This window comes from uncultured Meiothermus sp. (genome assembly GCF_937863175.1).
Classification (GTDB): Bacteria; Deinococcota; Deinococci; order Deinococcales; family Thermaceae; genus Meiothermus.
This window is the reverse complement of sequence record NZ_CALMCQ010000262.1, coordinates 1-2,974: the sequence shown is the minus strand read 5'-3', so window position 1 is coordinate 2,974 and position 2,974 is coordinate 1. Positions and strand designations below refer to the sequence as shown.

3 protein-coding genes are annotated in these 2,974 nt (G+C 59.3%); all 3 read right to left on the bottom strand.

Annotated features, from left to right (window positions below):
- On the bottom strand, positions 1 to 1,003 hold a 1,003-nt coding region (locus tag Q0288_RS09870), incomplete at its 3' end, for an ABC transporter ATP-binding protein (protein WP_299429919.1).
- The gene (locus tag Q0288_RS09865) at positions 1,000 to 2,028 is read right to left on the bottom strand and encodes an ABC transporter ATP-binding protein (protein ID WP_299429917.1); all 1,029 of its coding nucleotides are present in this window, start codon (positions 2,026 to 2,028) and stop codon (positions 1,000 to 1,002) included. The genes Q0288_RS09870 and Q0288_RS09865, both read right to left, overlap by 4 nt.
- A gap of 142 nt (positions 2,029 to 2,170) precedes the next feature.
- Positions 2,171 to 2,974, bottom strand: an 804-nt coding sequence (locus Q0288_RS09860) for an ABC transporter permease (protein ID WP_299429915.1), incomplete at its 5' end; no start/stop codon positions are given.

The window sequence follows — 2,974 nt, the reverse complement described above, 5'->3', positions numbered from 1 at the left end:
AGCCGGTGATGTCGTCGCGAATAGAGGCCTTGAAGTGGCCGGGGGAAACTTCTTTTAACTCAGGTACAGCAGTGTCGCACTCGGCAATCGCGTAGCGGCAACGGGTGCGGAACACACAACCCGAGGGCGGGTTAATCGGGCTGGGAATATCGCCCTGCAACACGATGCGATCGCGTTTGATGGTAGGGTCGGGGGTGGGGATGGCCGATAGCAGGGCCTCGGTGTAGGGGTGGTGTGGCTTCAGGTAGAGGTCGCGCGCGGGTGCCATCTCCATCACCTTACCCAGGTACATCACTGCCACCCGATCGGAGATATACTCCACCACCGCCAGGTCGTGGGCGATGAACAAGATGGTCAGACCCAGTTGTTCTTTGAGGTCTTGCAATAGGTTGACCACCTGGGCCTGGATCGAAACATCCAGGGCCGAGACCGGCTCGTCGGCCACGATGAACTCGGGGCGTACCGCCAGGGCGCGGGCAATCCCGATGCGCTGCCGCTGTCCCCCGGAAAACTCATGTGGATAGCGGCGCACATGGTCGGGGTTGAGGCCGACCAGGTGCAGCAGCTCGGCCACCCGGTTGCTGCGGGCCTGGGCCGAGCCCTCCAGGTTATGGATCACCAGTGGCTCCGAGATGATGTCGCCCACGGTCATACGCGGGTTGAGCGAGGCAAAGGGATCCTGGAAGATGATCTGCATCTTTCGCCGGTATGCGCGTAGCTGGGGCTTGGGCAGATGGGTGATGTCCTGGCCCTGGAAGCTGATGGTTCCTTCGGTGGGTTCAATCAGGCGCAGGATGGTGCGGCCCACGGTGGTCTTGCCCGAACCAGACTCTCCTACCAGACCCAGCACCTCGCCCTTCTTGACCCCAAAGCTCACATCGTTGACCGCTTTGACGTTTGCAACCACTCGAGAAAGAATCCCACCACGGATGGGAAACCACTTCTTAAGGTTGGAGACCTCGACCAGATTGGCCGTTGTAGTACCAGGGGTTGCTGCGCTCATGCTCCCACCGCCTCGCCTTTTTGAATCTCAGCCCAACGCACACAACGCACCATATGGCCGTTGCCCGCGTCTTGCAGGGTGGGTATATCGGTGTCACACAGCCCAGGCTTGAAGAACTTGCAGCGCGGGTGGAAGGCACAGCCCTGGGGAAGGTTGAGTGGGTTGGGTACGTTGCCCGGAATGGCTTCCAGGCGTTGTTGGTGGATGGCAGCCAGGTCGAGCCGGGGCACCGAGTTTAATAGACCCATGGTGTAAGGGTGAAGGGGTTTTTTGAAGGTGGGCACCACATCGGCTTCCTCGACGGCGCGACCAGCGTACATCACCACCACCCGTTCGGCCATCTCGGCCACCACGCCCAGGTTGTGGGTGATGAACAGGATGCTCATGCCAATCTCTTCACGCAGCTTGTTCATGAGTTCCAGAATCTGAGCCTGGATGGTTACATCCAGTGCGGTGGTGGGCTCGTCGGCAATCAAGAGCGAGGGGTTGCACGAGAGCGCCATGGCGATCATGACCCGCTGGCGCATACCGCCCGACATCTGATGTGGGTAGTTGGCAAGCCGCTTTTTAGGCTCGGGGATGCCTACCAGATCGAGCATCTCGGCGGACTGATCGAGGGCTTCTTTCTTGCTCTTACCCTGGTGTAGCACGATGGCTTCGGAGATCTGGTCACCCACGGTATAGACCGGGTTGAGGCTGGTCATGGGTTCCTGGAAAATCATGGCAATGTCGTTGCCGCGAATCTTGCGCATCGAGGCCTCGTCTTCTTTGGTCAGATCCTTGACCTTGCCATCCTTCCCTCTAAAAAGCACCCGGCCACCGACAATTTTGCCCGGCGGGGTTGGGATCAGACGCATCATGGCCAGGCTTGCCACCGACTTGCCCGAGCCCGACTCACCCACCACCGCCAGGGTTTCGCCTTTGTTGATATGGAAAGAAACCCCATCTACAGCCTTGACCACACCATCGTCGGTGAAAAAGTGCACCTTGAGGTCTGTAACCTCCACCAGCCGTTTATCGTCCATTCCCACTCCTCAAAACTGCTCCACAACAGATTATGTCATTATATGGGCTTTGGCCCCCTAATCAACCCGCCAGAACGCAAGGTGGCTTGGCCTGGCTCCTCGCCCTGTGCTGGCAGGCGCAGGATGCAGCAAAAAAAACAGCCTAGGCTTTGGTTCTAGGGTCGAGCGCATCGCGCAAACCATCCCCCAAGAAGTTATAAGCCAGCACTGCCATCAGGATAAACAACCCCGGAATGAGCAGCCAGGGACGATCCACAAAGGCTGTGATCCCCGCCTGCTGGGCCTTGGAGAGCATCAGTCCCCAGGATGTAGCGGGTTCCTGGATCCCCAAACCCAGGAAGGACAGTCCAGACTCACCCAGAATAAACCCAGGAATTGCCAGGGTAACGACCACGATCAGATAGGTATAGGTTCCAGGTAAAATGTGTCGAATCACGATGCGGCTATCCCCCGCCCCCAGAGCCTGGGCGGCCTGGGCGTATTCCATCTCGCGCAGCTGGAGTACCTGGCTACGAATGGTGCGGGCCAGACCACCCCAGTTGACAAAGGAGAGAATCGAGACCACCAGCACGAAGCGAACACCCGCTGGCAGCTCTTGTGGAATCAGCACCGATAAGATGATCAGCAAGAAAAGGTCGGGGATGGCAGCCAGCACCTCTACCAACCGCATGATGAGGGTGTCGAGGTCGAGCTGGATGCGCGGCCAGACCAGGGCATAGGCAATGGCACCCAGCACCCCGATACCAATAATGCCAGCCAAAACGGCCTCGAGGCCCCGGCTGCTCTCCCAGAATCCCGAAACCGTGACCCATATCAGCCAGGCCATCCCCAGCCAGCCCGCCAGCCAGAAAAGCGCCCTGGCCAGGTGGCTGGGCCATACCAGGTAGAACAGGATGGCGAGTGTCACCCCCAGTGCCAGCAATCCAGCCGCCGCACCCAGGGCCAG

Excerpts from the sequence above, each read along its gene's own strand:
- Q0288_RS09865 (WP_299429917.1), bottom strand. The coding sequence starts at position 2,028 with ATGGACGATAAACGGCTGGTGGAGGTTACAGACCTCAAGGTGCACTTT.